This is a genomic window from Paenibacillus baimaensis, from assembly GCF_025567575.1.
Window position 1 is genome coordinate 80,571 of the sequence record NZ_JAOQIO010000036.1, and the last position, 19,108, is coordinate 99,678.

Genomic DNA, 19,108 nt, shown 5'->3' on the forward strand with positions numbered 1-19,108 from the left:
CACCCTTACCACTTGAATTTTCACAGCATTTTGTAAGCGGTTTCTAAAATTTCTTGATGCCCGAGCCGAATTACCATAACCTGCTGATCTTCGTGTCGTGCTATCCATTCATCCAGCGTATTTTGTTCGTCAAAGCTTTGTATCTCAATTTGATAGGTAACCCGTAACCGTTCAGCAATCGCCAAAGTTTCATCCGTGGAGCCTTGATCCGCTACAATCATCTGAATATCTCTACCCTTTAGCTTGGAGAAGAACTGCAAGGATCGAATGAACCATTCCACCTGTGTTTGATTATTATACGTGATCAACCAGACATATACTTTTTTCGGGTTTGTCTGCAGCTCCCGCCGATAATACCAATGCATCAAGACGATACTGGCAGCATAACTGCCCACAATCCATAATAACCCCACCATCATCGCGGCTCCCTCCTTAAGCCATTATATGCCGCGACGAGTTGGTTGGTTCCTAAGGCTACAACGTGACCCAGCCGTTTTTGATCGCAACGATAACAGCTTGCGTACGATCATCAACTTCCATTTTCTGTAAAATGCTGCTTACATGGTTTTTGACTGTTTTTTCACTAATAAACAAAAATTCGCCGATCATCTTATTGCTTTTGCCTTCAGCCATTAAACGCAATACTTCCGCTTCTCTTCTTGTCAGTGGACTGCTGTCGCTATGTATGTACTTGACCCCTGCTTCTTTGGAGACGATGCCCGCACCTGCTACACCAACCTCATCCAGATAGGTCATACGCCGCAGCTGATTGATCAACTTCCCTGTCACCTTGGGATGGATATAAGCATGTCCTGCTACTACAGAGCGAATCGCGTTAATTAACGACTCGGCCTCCATGTCCTTCAGCAAATAACCTGAAGCGCCTTTGCGCAGCGTTTCAAACACATAGCTCTCATCATCATGAATCGACAAAATGATAACCTTGATGTCCGGAAAAATTTCCTTCAGCTTGCCAGTCGCTACTACACCATTTTCAATAGGCATATTAATATCCATAAGGACGATATCCGGATTGAGCGTGTTGCACAGTTCGATGACTTGAATCCCATCACCGCATTCGCCTACAACCTCAAGGTCGTTTTCCATGTTTAAGATCCGCTTGACACCTTCGCGAAATAACTGATGGTCATCGGCAAGAACTAATCGAATATTGCGTTTCGTACCCCCTGCTGTTAACTCCATAATTACCCCTCCTTCGATTCTAGTTTGATAGGAATCAGCATTGAGACCTTGGCCCCTGCACCTACGTCTGATTCCACTTCCATTCTGCCTTCCAGCAGTTCAACACGTTCACGCATTCCCATCAGTCCGTAATGACTGCCCTTATCGATTTTTTTATCGATCTGCTCGACTACAAAACCAATCCCGTTATCCTTGACGGTTACTTTCACCATCTGCTGTTGATAGGTGAGCTCCAAAGTTACATGGGAAGCTTGCGAATGTTTTAATACATTGGAGAAAGCCTCTTGCACAACTCGAAAAATGGCAACTTCCATTCCCGAAGGCAACCGTGCTTCTTTCCCAGCCAGTTCGATTTTGGTGCGTATTTTTGTTTTTTCTTCATAATCCTGAATGAACTTTCGTAGTGCCGGGACAAGGCCCAAATCATCCAGAGCCATCGGACGAAGATTGAAAATGATTTTACGAACCTCTTCGATCCCACTTCTAACCTGAATCTTCAAATCGACAAGCTCTTCCTTGGCGGAACTAATCGTATCCCTGTTCAGCATACGTTCAACTATTTCGGTACGAAGCACGACATTAGCCAGTGTTTGCGCTAATCCATCATGGATTTCCCGTGCAATCCGCTTTCGTTCCTCTTCTTGTGCCAAAATAATTTTTAACCCAATCAGTTGGCGATTTTTGGCTGATTCCAATAAACGCGTAACCTGATCCAAATCACCATCCAAATATTCCAGCACCACATTAACCTGGGACACGACCGACTCGGCACGCTCAAGCTGCTTATCTACATTTTTGATTCGCTTTTGCAAATCATCCCGTCTTGCCTTCAAATGCAGTTCTTTTTCTCTGAGCATGGCAAGCTGCGTCTGCATTTGAGTCGCAAGCTCATAAGCTGCACGAATATCGTCTTCCTTAAACCGCTTAAAATCACGGCTGACTTCGGTAAGACGCACGCGTGCCCGGCGATACTCCATTTCAAATCGGTCAACTTTATTAATCGTGTTTGTTGTTTCTTCCATAACCTGCTGTAATTCGCTGTTCAGAGCTTGTCGTTCTGACCGAACACTTTCACAGATTTCGAAAATTTGATATTTGCTACTTTCCATGACATCAATCGCATTTTTGATAACGCGATCCAAAGCATCCACTTGCATGCCAGTCAGACTCCTTCCAGCGATTCCATACACAAAAGTCTGCTCGTCAAAATGTGCAGTCCCGAACAGACTCCTATGCAATATAGTACCATATTTCGACGCGTTTGTAAGAAGTTATAACGAACTAATTATTGTAAGGTGATTTGCTGCGTTTTCTCGTCCCAAGTCACCTTCCAACCCATATTCTCGGACAGAATACGCAGTGGAACGACAGTCACATTATTCATGATTTTGGGCGCGACCTCAGCCGTTACTCTTTGGCCGTTAATAATAAGCTCCGGATTATCAATCCATAAATCGATAAGCTTATCTCCACGGATCACAGTCACTTTACGCTCTTTCTCATCCCACTTCACCGTACCGCCCAATGCATCTGCGACAAAACGAATCGGAATCAGCGTATTTCCACTTACAATGACGGGTGCTTGCTCGAGCGTCATATTTTTCTTATTCACAGCTACGGTTGTTTTATTAATGGTCAGATTAACCTGATTGTTAGAAGGCGTTACAATATCACCCTTATACGTAAATGTAATGTCATCCAGTTCAATCTTCCCTTTAGCCGCTCGCTCATCCTGTCCAATTTCTTCATTGACCACATAAACGCTTCTTACTGTGATCGGGTATTTAAAATTGTAGCTGCTCAAGTCCTCAGTAACAACCTGCCAACCTTTCCAATTCAAGATCGGTGCCAGTTCCACATAAAATACGCTGCCTGCGCTATCCCGAATTTCCGTCTTCAAAGCATTGAGACTTTCATCCCCATTTACTTTAAGCTTCATAAATTGAGGCTGGCCATCGACTTGAATTCCGGCATCGAAATCGGCAAAAGCCCATTTCGTACCTTTTCCTTGCGTGAAGTCATAGTTTAATTCCAAATAGTGATTCTTACTCGTGTCCTCTTTAATATAAACCGAGGAGGTTACCCCCTCAGGCTTACTCCGCGACATCGTCATGACCGCATTCTTCTCCAGATCGTACCAAACCTTGTCCTTGCCTACGGCGATTGTCAGCATGGTGCTAAAACCATCGTATCGAGCAATGAGCTGAGCCTGATTCGTTCCTGCCAAATCAATGACATTCAGAATGCCATTCTTAACCTCTGCTTTCATACCCAGCACTTCCCACTGAATGGATTCAGCAGGCACCTCTCGGGTTTTGCCAGATTTCGTTTTGGCTATAACCGGAAGTTTGTAGCTGCCCCCTTGGGACAGTACCATATTAGGGGTATTAATTTTCAAACTGGCAATTTGATCTCTCCCGACAACCTCGATGGCAATCGACTGCTTACCTGTTCCTGACGACGCGTTAATTTGCGCAGTTCCAGGCTTGCTCGGTGTAAAAATATTATCTTTAAAAGTACCCACATCATTGCTGATAGACCATGTAGCCGGTATTTTATCGGTATCCACCAGTGGATTGTAATACTCATCATAGCCTTTAAAGCCCAATGCTGCCTGCTCATTCACAAACAAAAAGCTTGGTGCTTGTATAACCAGGCCCTTTACGGCACCCTTAGGTGCTGTCGAGTAGACACCTACGCCATTCACAACCTTACGTTGGATACCGGTTTCTGTTTTATTAGTAAGAACCGGTGTCGTTTCTCCGAGAGGACGTGTGGCCAGCTGTGTAGATCCGCCTCCATCCAAATTCATACCTTTCCATACGCCTACTTTGATCATGAACTGCTGAAGCTCGGTCATAGACAACCCTTTGCTATCACCTGCATTATCAACAGTAATAAGGTAAGCTGTTTTTTGATCCTTCGAATAGCCAATCGCTGTTCTCGATCGGTTGCAGCACAAACTGTCGACTTCCCGCGAAAATTCAGCCGGCTTGCCCTCATCGACCATAATCGTATGGCCGCCAATCATCATTTTAAAGTTTTTCGTATCATACGTTTTGCTTGCATCCTGTGGAAGTACAGAATAATCGACAGTAAGTGGATCGCCAACCTTCATATGCTGCTTAACAAAATCCGCGGCCAAGCCGGATGATCTCAATACATAACCATCTTTCGGCGCTATGACATTAATGATCGTATTTTCTGCAATTTGCTTAATAACTCCGTTTTCTACCAAAACCTCGGTAGGTACCGTTGTCCCATCATTGGATCGGTCAGCCTGTCCCCACGCATTGGTATACATAAACATCGCATCAATATGGCTGTGCTCACCACCTGGCTCAAACCAGTAATACGTTTTGTTAATACCGCCTAATGTGAATTTAGATCCATCCTTAGCGGTTACACTGCCTTGAAACGTAAATAAATCGACGATAGGCTCATTATTTTTGGATAACGCAAATGTATAGAAACCCGGTAAATACGGCGGGGTTGCCATCAATTGTCCATTCGCTATTTCAGGGCCCATCGGGACGCCTTCAGCTTGCGTGTTGTAAAAATCGCCATTAATACCGGCAACGGCTCCAGTTTCCGTCGTCATGCCAAGTACACTTTGTTTTTTCGTGAATTGATTGTTTGTACCACTCATGACATCAAGCTTTACAAGCGGATTCGTCAAATCCACCTCAACGACATTTCCGTTCACAGTTACTTCCTTTTTGTTGCGAATCGATTTCCAAACATATTTTTTCATAATGGCACCTGAAGTTAATATCTCTTGACTAACCTCTGTAACCGTTGGCTCATCTGCAAAAACCTTGTCAGTTGTTATAATTGGTGATAAAAGAATCATAGCGGATAGTGCGATTGTTATGGCTTTCATTGCTAATTTATTGTGCTTAACCACGCTGCGTTCTCCCTTCTTATTCCCGTTCTACTCATTATATACTCTATAAACAGCCAAAAAGTTACGTTATTCGCATCGTAAAATATATAAAGGTGTCCAAATATGTAATAATGATGATCCTTGACAAACAAAAAACAGATGGGAATCATCCCACCTGCCTTTTCTTCTACAGCTTATTTAGAGCTTGTCTCAAAAAATATTATGCAAGTGCATCGCGTTTTAACAACTCAGCCTTATCCGTACGCTCCCAAGGAAGATCGACGTCTGTCCGACCAAAATGTCCGTATGCTGCAGTTTGCTTGTAAATAGGCTGACGAAGTTCAAGCTGCTTAATAATACCAGCTGGACGCAAATCAAAATGTGCACGAACCACTTCAACCAGCTTTTCTTCGCTAACTTTTCCTGTGCCGAATGTATCAACAGCAATCGAAACCGGCCGCGCAACACCAATGGCATAAGCCAATTGGACTTCGCATTTATCAGCCAAACCAGCTGCTACAATGTTCTTGGCAACATACCGTGCAGCATAAGCACCTGAACGGTCTACTTTTGTCGGATCTTTACCGGAGAAAGCTCCGCCGCCATGACGTGCATACCCACCGTATGTATCTACGATAATTTTACGTCCTGTTAAACCAGCATCCCCTTGTGGTCCACCGATTACAAAACGGCCAGTTGGGTTAATGAAATATTTAGTATCTGCATCAAGGAATTTCTCAGGTACGATCGGCTTGATGACATGTTCTTTGATATCTGCTTGGATTTGCTCCAACGTTGTATCTTCACTGTGCTGGGTGGATACTACAATAGCATCTACACGTACAGGTGTATCTCCATCGTATTCAACCGTTACTTGAGTTTTACCATCAGGACGTAAGTAAGGCAAAGTACCATTTTTACGAACCTCTGTTAATCTACGTGAAAGTTGATGTGCAATAGAAATAGGAAGCGGCATTAACTCAGGAGTTTCATTCACCGCGAATCCGAACATCATTCCTTGGTCTCCTGCTCCGATTGCTTCAATCTCATCATCGGACATTAAACCTTCACGCGCTTCAAGAGCACGGTCAACACCTTGTGCGATATCAGCAGATTGTTCATTCAAAGAAACCAACACAGCGCATGTCTGGGAATCGAAACCATATTTAGCGCGAGTGTAGCCGATATCCTTGATCGTTTGACGAGCAATAGATTGAATATCTACATATTCGGATTGACTTGAGATTTCTCCAATAACTAACACTAAGCCTGTTGCAACAGATACTTCGCATGCAACACGAGCATTGGGGTCGTTAGCTAAAAATGCGTCAAGTACAGCATCAGAAATTTGATCACAAATTTTATCTGGATGTCCTTCTGTTACTGATTCTGATGTAAATAAGCGTCGACCGCGTGGTGTTGATGACATATACTATCGACCTCCTTAAAATTTTCGTAGAAAATTGCTTCTTCTTAATCCTATGATGGATGAAGCCTGGACAAAAAAATCAACCCTTTCCTATCGGAAAAGGTTACATTCAATATGACCTTCTTTAGTTATGTTACTGGATTTGCAGGGTACTGTCAATAAAATTGCATGAGTTCTAATTAATCTTAATATAAGTCATTATAAACTAAACATCGTTTCTTCGGCTTTCCTAATTAATCTGCTTGTAATCGCTCCGCCTACGGCTCCAGCATCTCTGGATGTGATATGTCCCCAGTAATCTTCCTTGACTGAACTTGAGGATATAGCACCCAGTTCCGTTGCAAATTCAACATTCATGTCAGCCAAAGATTTACCTACCGGCAATCCCATTTCAGCTGCAATTTCGTATTTAAGTAAATCAAGGGCTTGATGGCTTTCCGGCACAATTTTCTTACGACTAGCCACAGTCATTCACCTCCCGGTCCGTGATAATCGTAGTATGGCCATTACACGGATCAGCACTCGTATAAACTATTGTCATATAGGGCAAAATTTATGTAGTTACTTTACTGCCGTCAGCATTAGTGATCAAATACGAACCACGTATCATCACATAAATATCTTGTTTCAGTTTAGGGTCTGATTTAATACCTCGTCCATCGCGAGGAACTATAAGCAGATGATTTAAATCAACAACTGATCCTGCAGCTATATCTTTACCCGAGGTTACATCGGGGATCCCATTATCGTCTGAGCTAACAATTGTTACTTTTCCGGTTCGAACGATAATTTCTGTTCCTGCCCCGCCGTAGATGGATTGGCCTGGGTCCAACTTGATAACTGATAAGTTTGAACTGCCAGTCTGACTGGGAACGTCCACTACGGGAGTAGTTGTTGTCTTACCACTATCCACTGGATTTGGCTTGAATGATGAAAGTTCACTTGCAATAATTTGTTTAACTTTTTCTTCCGTAATGGTTTGCTTGTTCAGTTCTTCAGCAACTTTTAATTTAATGTTTTGTTCAAAATAGCTCTTGGTAATAACGGGGTCGTCAATGGTTCCTGCTTGAGGGTTGGTTGATACTCCATCAGCGTTAGTAACTACAATAGAAGTTGTCCAAAGCATTGCAGCCATAACCGAAACTTTTAGGGTATATTTAAACATTCAGTTCCTCCTATTCATAAGACAATATGATTTTAAGTATATCTGAATAAAGCGTAAAAAAAAAGAAGACCCCGAAAGGTCTCCTTTAGTTTAAATATTAGTAAGCTGGGCCATCGCCGTCAGTTTTAATTGTTATACCGTCAGAATTCTTTTCATTGTTATTCACAACAATCGAAGACGAAGCGGTGACACCACTTGGAGCAATAACATTTAAAGTAAATGCTTTAACGTTCGATCCGACAGATTTAACTTGACCATCATTGTTAATTTCAACAGTATTATTAGCTGCAACAGTTAAAGCTTTATCAGCTAGTATAACATCAGTTGCATAGAATGTTAAGCCAAGAACACTAGAGTGCTTTTGAACAAATTGATCTGTTGTATTAGCCCCATCATCATCTTTATGGGTTTTCGGATTACGATCTGAAACAAACTCATTACCAAATTGATCTTTAATTGTTAATTTCTTGAAAAGTTGATCATCCCAAGCGAACAAATTGTTAGCGATGTTTGCATCAATACGGGCTCTAGAAATTGTATTGCCTGATTTTGAAACAGCAATACTTGCAATAGCAGGACCTTCATTCTTCGTAGTTACATCAAGTGGTGTAGTATAAACATCACCCTTAGCATCTTTGTAAACTACTTGTAATTTCGATGTTCCTGCATCCAGACCAACAATGAATTTGTTTGGTGTTGTCGCTGAATCAGCAACAGCAGCAACAACACTTGGGTTGGAGCTAGTTACAGATGTAATGGTGTTCGGTACTGCAACATCCTCACCACTATTAGTTTTCGCTCTTACTTTAAGCTCTTTAGTAAGCTTAGCATAAGTTGATCTTGTAACTGAACCGCTGATGCCATTGTTCAGGTAGTCTTCAACAGCAAGAATCGTGTTGTTAACACCTTTATCAATGTAAGCTTCGTATTTCAGTTTGTTCTTGCTATCAGCTGTATCAAGTACTTCAAGAGTAGTTGTTACAGTGTTGATTTCTTTAGTTGTACTTCCAGACAAATCATACAATCTTGCAGTAAATGTGTATGAAGCAGGTTTTGCAGTAATCAGATTTCCTGCAGAATCTTTAGTGTTTGTAAAGAATTTGAAAGATTTATCAAATACATCTTCAAGATTCAAGAAGCCTTGATTTTGACTGCTGTATGCACCGTTAAGAAACTCTTGTGCATAAACAGTTCTCGATACTGATGAAGGTGTAAGATCAAATCTCTTCGTAGTAGCAACAGCACCAGAACCAACTTTACCACCATTTGCAAGAGCAACATCATTACTTCTCAAGCTTAATCCATAGGCGCCTTCCAATGAAGTATTAGCTTGCAGTTCCAACTTCACTTTTAAATTGTTATCATTCAGTTTTAACTCTCCACCATGCTGATCATAAATTTTCAATTTCAATTCATTATCAGTTCCATTAACTTGATACTTTTTAGGAGCTGCGGAGAATGCGATTTTGTCAGCTTTACGTTTTTCACCAACAGAAATATTTTGCGACACTCTCACAGTAGGCGCATCTTGCAGAGAAACTACGATACCCGAACTACCTTTGGAGCTAGCACCCGTAATTGCAATTTCACCTTTATGCTCGCCAGTTTGTACGATAGGCGTTGATCTTGTTCCACCATTGTCATCAGGTACATTAATAGAAGCAAGGTTGATGCTACCAGTAGAATAAATATTGAATTTGTATGCTTTATCAGCAATTTCTTGCTTAGTTAAAACATCACCTTTAGCGTCTTTAACGATAATTGGTACATAGAACTTCTTTTGAAGGTCTGTATCATTATTAACTTTTGTTACATCATCGCCTTCAGCCAAAGTATAGTTGTAAGAACCAAATTCTACAGTTGCTGGAGTTTTAGACGCTGTTACTTTAACTGTTTTAGTTACCGCTTGACCAGAACCATTAGCAATGATGTTTAAAGTAATTGCATCTTTTGCTTCATTTTTGCTGTATTGGAACTTCAGGTCCGCTGCATCGTCGCCGATTTCGCTTGAAGTTGTAAACCATACATCATTGCTACCATCTTTAACCACTTTCTTAACGTTACCTTCAGTTGAATAGAATGTTACACCTTTATTCAGCGTATCATAATCTTGAACTTGGATACCATATTGGTCAATAGCTTTAATGTCAAGGTACGTGTCTTTTTGTGCTTCTACGGAATCGATTTTTACATTAGAGCTGTTTTTCAAGTCTCCAACTTCGATTTTAGCTACGTTTTGAGCTTCACCGATTGCGAATACTTTGTTTGCAGTTACGCCTGAATCCTCATGGATGATAGTAACCGAAACGCGGTCATTTCTTTCCAGAGCACTTTCAGGTGCAGCACCTGCAGCTAAATTTGATTTAAGACGTTGTTGAAGAGTAAATGCTTGCTCACCAGATACACCAACAGCAGTTACATCACTTCCTGTGTTGATAGAGAAGTTGTTATAAGTCAAGCTGGATTTAGCACCATATTGGTTAGTAGCTTTGAACTCAATTTTCAACTTGTTAGTTGTTCTTGGCAATGTTTCAGCAGCTGTCAAGAATTCGATCTTAGCAATTCTTTCTTTAGTTACTGCAACTGTTTGAGTTTTTGCAGTATCATCAATGTTAGTCAAACCACTGATTGTAGCTACAAAAGATCCATCTTGGAACTTCGTATCAAAAGTCAACGTTGCAGTTGTTTTGTCGTCGCTCCATTTAGTTGTATAGTTAGTAACCACTTGACCGTTACCGTTTTTGATTTCAATCTTCAGGTTTTTCGCAGCATCGTCAGTCAAAGCACCATTCAATTGAATAGCCAATTTGTCAGCGTCAGTTGCTTTGAAGGAGTTGATAGCATATTTACCATTGAAAGGCGCGCCTTTGTATTGGGATTTAGCTTCTGAAGAGCTAAGAACCAACAAGTCACGAGTTGCATTGGAAGTACCACCAAATTTACCGTCAGTACCATTGCTCAGCAATTTCAATTGAAGAGCTAATGCTACATAACCTTTAGCCCAATCGGATACAGTAGTGTCAGTAACACCTGGAGTTGCTTTTGCTGCTGCGTCTTTGTTAAGACCACGAAGCAAGAAAGCTGCCAGTTGTTCTTTAGTTACTTTACCAGCTGGGTTGAATTGACCAGGTGCATAACCATCAGTGATGCCTGCTGCTTTAACTGCTTCGATATAAGGAAGCGCGTAGCCGTTAGCTGGATCATCGGATTTAACATCAGTGAAAGATGAAGCTTTCAAAGTAGTGTCAACTTTCAATCCAAAGATCAAAGCTGCTACTTTAGCGAATTGAGCACGGTTCATTTCGTCTTTAAGACCAAAGGTACCTTCTTTTACGCCGTCAAATACACCAGCGGAAATCAATGCATCAAATTTTAATTTTGTAGCTGCGTCCAGATCTTTAAGATCCGTAAAATCAGCGGATGTTTTAGTAGCGTCAGCTTCTGCAGCAAGTGCTACAGATGAAAACATCGAGAATGCCATAGCAAGGGATAAAATAGTAGATAAACTTTTCTTCATAACCTTTTGTTCTCCTCCTCGAATATCTTTCGGTTTTTTAGAGTTCTGTTTAGATGGATTATAGCTCGATGCACTCATTAGCCGTTTCACCCCCTTCCCAGAGTTGAGCGAAATGAATTTTTTATTTATTAAGGTCTGCAACGTATAAGTTTGCAGAAACTAGTAAACAATAGAATGAAAAGATAGCCAATCGTACACCCTTGTACATTATACACTGCAATCCTAGTAAGGTAAAGAGGTGCGTTGCAAAATATATCCAACCTCTTGCTTACCAACCTGCTGTTTTGTGTTTCAATGTATTAAACGCGGCGTTGTATAAAAAGTTGCGCTGTTCTAAAAAAACTTTTTATTTTTTGATCAACTCATTTCATCTGATATCGTATATCAGGTTGTCTATCAATTTCGTATTGCCTCTCTTACGAAACTTAGTATACAACGAACTATACGTTTACGTCATCACGTATTATTTTCCATGTACATATCTTGATTTCAACCGAACTGTTACATAAGCAAAAGCCCCGAACCTAATGGGTTCGAGGCTTCTTTTTCATTTTATTTGGTCATACGTGAACGTGTGCTTAACAGTACTCTGATTTTTTGCAGTGATCGTAAAACCGGCTTTTTCGTTTGGCTGATGATTCCGATCGCTTCCGCACCCAGTACGAGAATGGCAATCAACACGACAATCAGCAAAACCATTCCCCAGATAACTTCTTGCTCCGACATATAAGATAGAAGAACTGCTGATGCACCAAATATCGATGCAATTCCATAGATGATCAAAACCGTAAGCCGATGGCTAAAGCCCAATTGGAGCAGACAATGGTGAAGATGGCTTTTGTCCGGCTTGGAGATTGGTGTTTTATTGACCCAACGTCTTAATATCGCAAATAGCGTATCCGAAATCGGAACCCCGAGTATCATAATAGGAACCAGCAGAGATAGCACGATCGATTGCTTAAACCCTAGAATGGATAAGGTAGCCAGCGCAAATCCCAAAAACAGTGCGCCCGAATCCCCCATAAAAATTTTGGCCGGATGAAAATTATAAAATAAGAAACCAATAATACTGCCAAGCAGAATGACACTGAGTAGAACTACGGTCACATTCCCCATCATTAAAGCAAGCACAAGAATCGTAGTTATCGCAATGCCAGAGACGCCGGCTGATAAACCATCTAAGCCATCAATTAAGTTGATTGCATTCGTTACGCCAACAATCCAGAAGATCGTAAGTGGTACAGACAGCCACGTCAAGGAAATCATCGTATCTCCAAAAGGCACATTAACCAAATCAATAACGACCCCTGAGTACACAACGACACAGGCTGCAATAATTTGTCCAAGCAGCTTGATTCTTGGGGAAAGGTCGAACCGGTCATCCAAGGCTCCCACCAGCACGACAATCGCTCCACCTACCAACAGACCCAATGCTACATCGGATTGAACCGCAGGTGAAACCACGAAATACGCTCCTACAAATGCAATGAAAATAGCAAGTCCACCTAGTCTAGGCATGATCCGACTATGTACCTTCCGGTGATTGGGTGCATCCACAGCCCCTACCCAAAATGCAAAGCGCTTCACCAAAGGCGTCATCAGCAAGGCAATCAAGCAGGCCACTACAAAGCCAATTCCGTACAATACGTTCATTCTATTTACACAGCCCCTTTGTATCTATAAAAGCCCAGAAAGCAATTTAAATTATACTCCGTCCGGGCGCATATTACTACCTTCATTTTAAATGAAAGTTGTTGATTTCCAGTCTTAATTACGCTATTTTCCCATGTTTTGCACATTTTTCTTTTCACGGATCACTTTCATTGCGAATTTCGGCAGTACAAGCATTCTTTTGTAACGCCACGGCTCTTGTAGAAGACGATAAAACCACTCCAAACGGAGCCTTTGAAAAATCACCGGCGCACGCTTCAGCTTACCCGACAGCACATCGAAGCTTCCTCCTACGCCCATAATAACCGGAACTCGCAGCTGCTGTTTGTATTGTGCAATCCACGGCTCCTGCTTATCGGCTGATCGACCTATCAATAGGATGTCCGGATCATGCTCCCGAATATTCGCAATAACAGCAGCATCCTCATCTGCCTGAAAGTAACCATCACGGTAACCAACAAGCTGCAATGCAGGATATTGTCGTTTTAAACTGCTGGCCGCTGCTTCTATCATTTCCGGAGAAGCGCCTAACAAATATACTTTCCAGCCTTTCGATTCTCCAAGCTGCATCATCCGATGAAGTAAATCAAAACCGGTTACCCGCTCAGCAACGGGATTCCCCACATAATTGGCAGCCCATACGATGCCCGCTCCATCCGGCACAACCAAATCAGCCGCTTGAAGAAGCTGCATATAGGCAGAACTGTCCACAGCCGACATGACCATAATCGGATTGGCCGTAATAATTTGATGGGGTTCCCGGGATTCAATCATATGTGTAATCAAATTAACGGTCTCATTCATACTTAACTTGGAGAAGGGAACACCGAATATCGATACTTTAGGTATAGTCAATGATGATCCCTTCCTTTATTGAAAAATAATGCGATCTGCTTCGCTGGAGTTTGTGCTTCATTTTTCAAATGTTCGATAAGCGGCTGCTTATCAGCCTGCCACTTCGACCGCTGCTCCAATAGTTTGACAGCCTCAGCGACTATGCTGGCACCCGTCTCATTATGAATCGCAGTCGTATGTGCCACGGCCAGCATATCCAAACGATTTAAAAACTGATCAATCTTCGGATCGTAGGAAATCCCCAACATAGGCACTTGCTGTGACGCAGCATATATCAAGGAATGCAGTCGCATACCGATCAACAAATCGCAGCGACCTACCTCGGCCAGCATCTGCTGAGGATGTGCAGCTCCGTGAGAAATCGAAATCCGATCATCATGCTGGCTGCCCAGCTGAGCTTTTATAACGTTGGATGCCTCTTCATCCGAAGGCAGGTGAAAGGGTAAAAAACGAATATGCGCATCCGTCTGCTTCAAAATCGTGGAGACAGCTTCTGCAAGCGCCTTTAACTCTGACCGATCCTGATTCCAATATCGAACCGATATACCTATGATTGGCTTATCTGTTGGCAAAGGTTCGATTTGGCCCTGTTCTCCCTCACTAAGCGGCATCCCCATTACCGGATCCGGCACAACGATAATTTCACTTGAAACCTTCATATTTAACAGCAACTGCTTTGATTCTGTATCTCGTACGGATACGAGACAACAGCGATTAAATACAGAACGTATCCACCCAAAGAACATGCCGCGATAAACGGGCCCAATCCCTTGCGAATAAATAAAAGTCGGCTTCCCAAGCCACTGGGCTAGCTTTAAAACTCCCAAATAATAAGGAATTGTCTTCGCGCCCGTGGCGTCCTGCAGCAGGCTGCCACCTCCGCTAATTAAACCATCGGCACTGCGAATCGCTCGAAGCATCGCACCCGGACTCATCCGGTGCACGGCTTCGACACCATAGGTTTGACTCGTTTTGACCGGATTGGCAGACAACACCACAGGAATAAAACGAATACCCTGTTGGCGACCCTGCTCCTCCAAAGCAAGCAAAATCGATTGCAATACCGCTTCATCCCCACTGTTATCGAAGCCGTAGTACCCTGATATTACGATCTTTTTAGCAGCAAGGGTGTCCAACGACGCCAACTCCTTATGACAATTTCCCAAACTGCGATATAACCGATCCCAATCAATATACCAAATGCTAGACCGTACACAATACGGACGGATGAAATAAGCAACGGCGTATGCAAATGGGCAAAGGTATCTACGATAGATGCCTGACCAATGACTCCAATCAAGACCAGCAATACCGCATTACGATATTTGACCGCCAGGTAAGCACCCAAAATAAACAAAGGATGGGCAATTAAAAATTCCTTCGTGCGCGGGCGAATGCCCAATGTATTTTCCAGGAAGGAACGGAACAGCTTTTCAAAGGCTGAGGCCTGTCCCTCGTTACCTGTTCGTGATAAATAATAGAACCCGGCAGCAGCAATGGCCGCTGCCCCGATAATCCATAGGACGCTGATATAAGAAGCAAGCAGCTTTTTAGCCTTATTGAGCTTATCCTTGTGAGAAAGACTATCATTGAATAGCAGCCAGTAGAAAGCGATCGCTACTATTGGAAGCAAATGCAGCAGGCTAACACCCCGGAATTGCTCCAGTACAAGCGAATACGTAATCTGGTTCAGCAGACCCACTATAAAAAAGATCCCAATGACGGATATTGCCGAAGTTTTCAGCAGCAGCCAAATCGCATATCCCAACTGCGACCCCATGCGTGACTGATATTTGCTGCGAACAGATCTTACGGCCATAATCATGGCCACGATCGGCGCACATGTGCCTGCTCCTAAAGCGAGTCCTTGGGCGAATAAACTGGATGACAGTACAAATAATCCGGCAGAGCCCACCATTCCAAGTAAAAATACGAGCAGCGTAATTTCGGAAACAAAATAAGAAACCGTCAGTGCAATTAGGGCCACAGCACCGATCCAGAGCAGCAGCTTGGCTCCTGATTGCCAGTTGGAATGCACCAATACAAATTTCCCTGCAGGTCCCATTACATAACCAGCTGCTTCGATACGCTTGATAGCTCCATCCGTACCCGTTAAGCTTTCGTATAGGGAATCCAGAGGATTCAGGATTTTGCCCTTATCAAGGTTCTTAACAGCACGTGCATTCAGAAAAACCATACGAATGTTGCGATCCTTGACCGCAAGTACGAATCTGTCAGATACCCCTTGAATTCTATCCGCTAATTCAGCTTCTGTCAGGTTTTCGGTCAGCTTCTCACCGTCTCGCTCAGTAAAGGAGTGAAGACGGACGACATCGTATTGAATCATTTTCGCCAATCGATTAAAGCCCTTTTGCTGCGTTTTTTGCAGCTCGATGTTCGCCAGCCCAATTTGATATTTCTTCATAAGCTCGGCCATAGTGTCCAGATTTTTGAGATTAGTGTCACTTACATAACCAGGCACAGTCTCTCCATCAACAATGAAGCGTGTCACACCGTACTTTTGCAAATTAGCTAGCAGCACTTCCATCTGCTCCGCATTGAAAGGTCGGCGATTGGACATGCGAACAACGATATGAAAGCCTTGTTCCTTAAGTGTTTGCAATGCAATCGGGTCCGGGTCCATCGTGACCAGTCCGGCTTCATCACGACTCATTTCTATAATAAGCCCATTTTGATTTTTGAAGGTCCACGGACGTACTTTGGCATTCAGACTCGTAAATGCTTTGGTAATCAACGCTTCCAGTTTGTCCTGCGATTCTTTTTCAGCAAATAAAATATAGGTGAAATTCTCGTTAGGCGATATCGGACTTTGCGTAAGCGCAGTCGCTTCGTGTGATGAGAAGATTTCGATACGGCGGCTCAATCGCAATTCGTTCAATGTCGCTTCATAAAGTGCCATTGAATGCACACCGCTTTTTTTCAATTCCTTCAGCTGTGTGTTCACAAATTGCCGCGGGTCTGTCTGCAGGTCTGCTATCTCCAGCAAATCCCGATAATCAAACACAAACTCAACCTTACGACCCGAGCCTTCCTCTGTTTGCGACCTTTCAAAAGCAACAGGAATGGAGGCCAGCATCCCGAGGATAACCAGCCACCATAACCACTTCATGCTTTTCTTATTCCATTGTAAGTAACGCCCGATCAATACATTCACTCCTGCCGTATTATTGGTCAACTCTGCTCATCACGGAGCTAACTAATCCCTGGATGGCTTCAGTGGCTGCTTCTGCGCTTGTACCGCGGACAGCAAAATACACTTTTATTTTCGGTTCTGTTCCTGATGGCCGCAAGCAAAACCACGAATCATCAGCCAATGTATATTTCAGCACATTTTCAACTGGCAATCCATATAGCCCTTGTGAAAAGTCCTCGATTTTAGTAACGGTTTGCCCATTCACTTCCGTAGGCGGTTGATTACGCCAGTTGTTCATGATGCCTTGAATTTGCTCAACGCCATCTTTGCCTTTCAAGGTGCGAGACTCCAGCTTTTCAAGGAAATAGCCATGTCGAACATAAAGCTCCTGAAGAACGTCATACAACGTTTTCCCCTTGCTTTTGTAGTAGGCAGCTGCTTCACAGATCAGCATCGAGGCAATGACTGCATCCTTATCTCGGGCATAATCACCAGCGAGGTATCCGTAGCTCTCTTCATATCCAAACAAAAAGGTCGATTCGCCTGATGCTTCGAACTGCGACATTTTTTCACCAATATATTTAAAGCCGGTTAACGTGTTAATGGTTTCGACACCATAATGCTTGGCTACAGCCGCTCCCATTTCGCTCGTCACAATCGTCTTGATGACAACACCATTGTTGGGAAGCTGGCCACGCTTTTTCAGGCTGCTAAGCAGGTAATCGACCATAATCGCGCCCGATTGATTGCCCGTCAGGACAAAATACTGACCCTTTTCATCTTTGACAACCGCACCCATCCGATCACAGTCAGGGTCCGTACCGATAATAATATCTGCATCCATTTCCTTGGCCTTGCGAATAGCGAGTGTGAATGCTTCTTTTTCTTCCGGATTTGGAGATTTCACCGTAGAAAATTTAGCATCTGGAAGCTCCTGCTCCGCTACAACCACGACTTGACTAAAACCTATGGTTTTTAGGGCTGCTCGTACGGCCAGATTCCCGGCACCATGCAGCGGCGTAAATACGATTTTAAACTGACTGCTACTCCGCTTCACGATATCTGAATTAAGGCTCACGGAGGTTACTGTCTTGATATATTGCTCATCGATATCTTGACCAATCCACTCCAATAGACCCTTGGCTTCAGCTGTCGTCCGTTTCTCACGTCTCACATCTGCAAAGGATTGTACCTGCTGGATAGCAGCAATGACCTGTTCCGCCTGATCAGGAACGAGTTGGCCTCCATCGGAGCCATACACCTTGTATCCATTGTATTCAGGTGGATTATGGCTTGCTGTGATCACAATACCAGCAGAAGCCTGCAAAGCCCTTACAGAGAAGGAGAGCTCCGGAGTTGACCGCAGCGATTCGAATACATAGGCTTTAATGCCGTTACCAGCCAATACTTTGGCAGCTTCCAGTGCGAATTCCGGAGATTGATTGCGGGAGTCGTAGGCGATGACCACGGATGGATTCTCTGCTCCCAATGCGTTGACAAAGGCAGCCAGTCCTTGTGTGGCCCGACCGACTGTATAACGATTTATCCGGTTGGTTCCTGCCCCGATAACACCACGCAGCCCCCCCGTACCGAATTCAAGATCACGATAGAAGCGGTCCTCGATTTCCTTCGGCTGCTCTTTAATTTGGTTAAGCTCTGCCTTTGTACTCTCATCAATAGCCGGATCTGTTATCCATTGCTGATATAATTCTTGAACTCGATTATGTACCGTCATAAATTCATCTCCTATTCTTTGGCTGCATCCGATAACGCAAACATTAATCCACCTTCAGCTACGATCTTATCGCCTACCTTGGCAACAGCCTTACCTTTGCCGATAGAGCCTTTTAATCGTGTAATGGTAACCTCAAGCGTCAAAGTATCTCCAGGTACGACCTGTCCGCGAAAGCGAAACTCATCAATTCCCGCAAAAAAACCAAGCTTTCCTTTGTTGGCTTCCAAAGATAGCATGGCAACCGTTCCGACCTGAGCGAGCGCCTCGACGATCAACACGCCCGGCATTACCGGATATGATGGAAAATGTCCCGCAAAAAACGGTTCATTGATCGTTACATTTTTGATCCCCTTGGCACTGACACCTGCTTCTACCTCTAAAATTCGGTCTACTAGCAAAAAAGGATATCGATGGGGTATAATCGCTTGAATTTGTACGGCATCTAACACAGTTTCATTGCTCCTCTCCAAGGTGTGGTATAAAATGTACCGAT

Annotated in this window: 14 protein-coding genes; all 14 read right to left on the reverse strand. The window is 43.2% G+C overall.

Annotation, left to right across the window (positions count from 1 at the left end; all coding sequences use genetic code 11):
* Positions 1-20: 20 nt before the first annotated feature.
* Positions 21-419 carry a glycosyltransferase family protein gene (locus tag OB236_RS12485; protein ID WP_262684297.1) on the reverse strand — a complete coding sequence of 133 codons (399 nt, stop codon included), beginning with the start codon at positions 417-419 and terminating at the stop codon, positions 21-23.
* A gap of 55 nt (positions 420-474) precedes the next feature.
* Positions 475-1,203, reverse strand: coding sequence for a response regulator (locus OB236_RS12490; RefSeq protein ID WP_262684298.1), 729 nt, complete (start codon positions 1,201-1,203; stop codon positions 475-477).
* Positions 1,204-1,205: 2 nt separating this feature from the next.
* The gene (locus OB236_RS12495) at positions 1,206-2,360 is read right to left on the reverse strand and encodes a sensor histidine kinase (RefSeq protein ID WP_076233510.1); all 1,155 of its coding nucleotides are present in this window, start codon (positions 2,358-2,360) and stop codon (positions 1,206-1,208) included.
* Between the two features lie 128 nt (positions 2,361-2,488).
* Positions 2,489-5,110 (reverse strand): stalk domain-containing protein, encoded by a 2,622-nt coding sequence (locus OB236_RS12500; RefSeq protein WP_262684299.1) that lies wholly within the window; start codon positions 5,108-5,110, stop codon positions 2,489-2,491.
* Between the two features lie 199 nt (positions 5,111-5,309).
* Positions 5,310-6,518, reverse strand: coding sequence for a methionine adenosyltransferase (gene metK, locus OB236_RS12505; RefSeq protein ID WP_262684300.1), 1,209 nt, complete (start codon positions 6,516-6,518; stop codon positions 5,310-5,312).
* A 198-nt stretch (positions 6,519-6,716) separates the two neighbouring features.
* Entirely contained in the window at positions 6,717-6,989 is a 273-nt protein-coding gene (locus OB236_RS12510; protein WP_076233512.1) for an alpha/beta-type small acid-soluble spore protein, read from the reverse strand.
* A gap of 82 nt (positions 6,990-7,071) precedes the next feature.
* Positions 7,072-7,683: a hypothetical protein gene (locus OB236_RS12515; protein WP_262684301.1), complete on the reverse strand. Its 612-nt coding sequence runs from the start codon at positions 7,681-7,683 to the stop codon at positions 7,072-7,074.
* A 97-nt stretch (positions 7,684-7,780) separates the two neighbouring features.
* Entirely contained in the window at positions 7,781-11,278 is a 3,498-nt protein-coding gene (locus OB236_RS12520; RefSeq protein WP_262684302.1) for an S-layer homology domain-containing protein, read from the reverse strand.
* Positions 11,279-11,752: 474 nt separating this feature from the next.
* A complete protein-coding gene (locus tag OB236_RS12525; RefSeq protein ID WP_262684303.1) occupies positions 11,753-12,853 on the reverse strand; it encodes a glycosyltransferase family 4 protein in 1,101 nt (366 codons plus the stop codon).
* Positions 12,854-12,976: 123 nt separating this feature from the next.
* Positions 12,977-13,675, reverse strand: coding sequence for a WecB/TagA/CpsF family glycosyltransferase (locus OB236_RS12530; RefSeq protein ID WP_262684378.1), 699 nt, complete (start codon positions 13,673-13,675; stop codon positions 12,977-12,979).
* A gap of 47 nt (positions 13,676-13,722) precedes the next feature.
* Positions 13,723-14,862 carry a polysaccharide pyruvyl transferase CsaB gene (gene csaB, locus OB236_RS12535; RefSeq protein ID WP_262684304.1) on the reverse strand — a complete coding sequence of 380 codons (1,140 nt, stop codon included), beginning with the start codon at positions 14,860-14,862 and terminating at the stop codon, positions 13,723-13,725.
* Entirely contained in the window at positions 14,832-16,922 is a 2,091-nt protein-coding gene (locus OB236_RS12540; protein WP_317259338.1) for a DUF5693 family protein, read from the reverse strand. The genes csaB and OB236_RS12540 overlap by 31 nt, the downstream gene beginning before the upstream one ends.
* Positions 16,912-18,615 carry a phospho-sugar mutase gene (locus tag OB236_RS12545; RefSeq protein ID WP_262684305.1) on the reverse strand — a complete coding sequence of 568 codons (1,704 nt, stop codon included), beginning with the start codon at positions 18,613-18,615 and terminating at the stop codon, positions 16,912-16,914. The genes OB236_RS12540 and OB236_RS12545 overlap by 11 nt, the downstream gene beginning before the upstream one ends.
* An 11-nt stretch (positions 18,616-18,626) precedes the next feature.
* Positions 18,627-19,064, reverse strand: coding sequence for a 3-hydroxyacyl-ACP dehydratase FabZ (gene fabZ, locus OB236_RS12550; protein WP_262684306.1), 438 nt, complete (start codon positions 19,062-19,064; stop codon positions 18,627-18,629).
* Positions 19,065-19,108: the final 44 nt, after the last annotated feature.

Bases quoted from the DNA above. Each gene is read 5' to 3' on its own strand.
- OB236_RS12485 (WP_262684297.1), bottom strand. From the start codon at position 419: ATGATGGTGGGGTTATTATGGATTGTGGGCAGTTATGCTGCCAGTATC.
- OB236_RS12490 (WP_262684298.1), bottom strand. From the start codon at position 1,203: ATGGAGTTAACAGCAGGGGGTACGAAACGCAATATTCGATTAGTTCTT.
- OB236_RS12495 (WP_076233510.1), bottom strand. From the start codon at position 2,360: ATGCAAGTGGATGCTTTGGATCGCGTTATCAAAAATGCGATTGATGTC.
- metK (WP_262684300.1), bottom strand. From the start codon at position 6,518: ATGTCATCAACACCACGCGGTCGACGCTTATTTACATCAGAATCAGTA.
- OB236_RS12510 (WP_076233512.1), bottom strand. From the start codon at position 6,989: ATGACTGTGGCTAGTCGTAAGAAAATTGTGCCGGAAAGCCATCAAGCC.
- OB236_RS12515 (WP_262684301.1), bottom strand. From the start codon at position 7,683: ATGTTTAAATATACCCTAAAAGTTTCGGTTATGGCTGCAATGCTTTGG.
- OB236_RS12520 (WP_262684302.1), bottom strand. From the start codon at position 11,278: ATGAGTGCATCGAGCTATAATCCATCTAAACAGAACTCTAAAAAACCG.
- OB236_RS12525 (WP_262684303.1), bottom strand. From the start codon at position 12,853: ATGAACGTATTGTACGGAATTGGCTTTGTAGTGGCCTGCTTGATTGCC.
- OB236_RS12530 (WP_262684378.1), bottom strand. From the start codon at position 13,675: ATGAATGAGACCGTTAATTTGATTACACATATGATTGAATCCCGGGAA.
- OB236_RS12545 (WP_262684305.1), bottom strand. From the start codon at position 18,615: ATGACGGTACATAATCGAGTTCAAGAATTATATCAGCAATGGATAACA.